The organism is Pseudomonas sp. SDO5532_S415, assembly GCF_054071155.1.
Genome location: NZ_JBSVWS010000345.1, coordinates 1 through 1,761, shown reverse-complemented (window position 1 = coordinate 1,761; position 1,761 = coordinate 1). Strand labels below are relative to the sequence as shown.

Here is a 1,761-nt window from a genome sequence, read left to right as displayed (position 1 = left end):
ACATTCAAAATGGATGTTGACTGACAGACCGCCTTCGCGAGCAGGCTCGCTCCCACATGAATTGCACGCACAAAAAAGGCCTTCCGCAGAAGGCCTTTTTCAGTTTCAGCGCACGTTCAGCACGATATCGACGCGGGTCAGCCATTCCGCTTCATTGGCGAAGTCGGCCTGGGTCAGTTGGTTCTCGTCCAGCCAGTTTTCCGGGAACACCACTTCCAGGCTGTTGCCATGGGCATTCAGTTCCACCTGAGGCATTTGCTGGGTGCCGCGGATGTGGTGGAACAGGATCGCGAAGCGCAGCAACACGCACAGGCGAATCAGCTTGATGCCGTCTTCGTCGAATTCGGCGAACTTGTCCTTGGGAATGTTGCGGCGGTGGCCGCGCACCAGCAGCGCGAGCATCAGTTGGTCTTCACGGGAGAAGCCGGCGAGGTCCGAGTGCTCGATCAGGTAGGCGCCGTGTTTGTGGTACTGATAGTGAGCGATGTCCAGGCCCACTTCATGGACCTTGGCCGCCCAGCCCAGTCGTTCGCGCCAGACGCCGTCTTCATCTTCCAGATCCCAATCGCTGGCCACCTGATCGAAGGCATGCAGGGCTTTGCGTTCCACGCGGGCGGCTTGTTCCAGGTCGACGTGGTAACGCTCCATCAGCGAGCTGAGGGTGCGTTCGCGCACGTCTTCATGGTGATGGCGGCCCAGCAGGTCGTAGAGCACGCCTTCGCGCAATGCACCTTCGCAGTGGTCCATGCGCTGCAGTTCGAGGGAGTCGAAGATGGCTTCGAGAATCGCCAGGCCCGCCGGGAAAATCGCCCGGCGGTCAGGCTTGATGCCTTCGAAGTCGATTTTTTCGACATCGCCAAGTTTGATCAGCTTGCGCTTGAGCCAGGCCAGCCCTTCGGCATTCACTTCGCCGGCACCATGACCGCCGGCCTTCAGCGCCAGGCCGATGGCGCGAATGGTGCCCGAGGAGCCAATGGCTTCATCCCAGGTCAGGCGGTGCAGGGCGTGTTCGATGCTCATGATCTCCAGGCGGGCCGCCGTGTATGCCTGGGCATAGCGGGCCGGGGTGATCTTGCCGTCCTTGAAATAACGTTGGGTGAAGCTCACGCAGCCCATTTGCAGGCTTTCGCGCAGCAGGGGTTCAAAGCGCTGGCCGATGATGAACTCGGTACTGCCGCCGCCAATGTCTGCCACCAGGCGCTTGCCCGGGGTGTCGGCGAGGGTGTGGGACACACCGAGGTAGATCAGGCGCGCTTCTTCACGGCCGGAGATGACTTCCACCGGGTGCCCGAGGATTTCTTCGGCGCGGCGGATGAATTCGGCGCGGTTGCGGGCTTCACGCAGGGCGTTGGTGCCGACGATCCGCACGGCGCCCAGGGGCATACCGTTGATCAGTTGGGCGAAGCGCTTCAGGCAATCAAGCCCGCGCTGCATGGATTCTTCGCTGAGCTGACGCTCTTCGTTGATGCCGGCGGCCAGCTGAACCTTTTCCCCGAGACGCTCGAGAATACGGATTTCGCCGTTCTGGGCCTTGGCCACGACCATGTGAAAGCTGTTGGAGCCCAGGTCGATTGCGGCGATCAGGGACAGATTCTTGGCTTGGGATTGCGGCATGGTCAGGGGGTCTCGGTCGTTAACCTCGACATCGTGCCACGATCAAAGGCTGGCGCCAACGCGTTCGGTTCAAAGCCTTGATCCTGAGCAGAAAAGAGGGTGACCGCTGCGCGGTCATTCGCGAGCAGGCTCGCTCCCACAAGGACC

Annotated in this window: 1 protein-coding gene; it reads right to left on the bottom strand. The window is 61.2% G+C overall.

Going from position 1 to position 1,761, the window contains the following annotated elements; all coding sequences use genetic code 11:
• Positions 1 to 105 precede the first annotated feature (105 nt).
• Positions 106 to 1,614, bottom strand: coding sequence for an exopolyphosphatase (gene ppx, locus ACW9HW_RS29975; protein WP_095196256.1), 1,509 nt, complete (start codon positions 1,612 to 1,614; stop codon positions 106 to 108).
• Positions 1,615 to 1,761 lie beyond the last annotated feature (147 nt).

Excerpts from the sequence above, each read along its gene's own strand:
- ppx (WP_095196256.1), bottom strand. The coding sequence starts at position 1,614 with ATGCCGCAATCCCAAGCCAAGAATCTGTCCCTGATCGCCGCAATCGAC.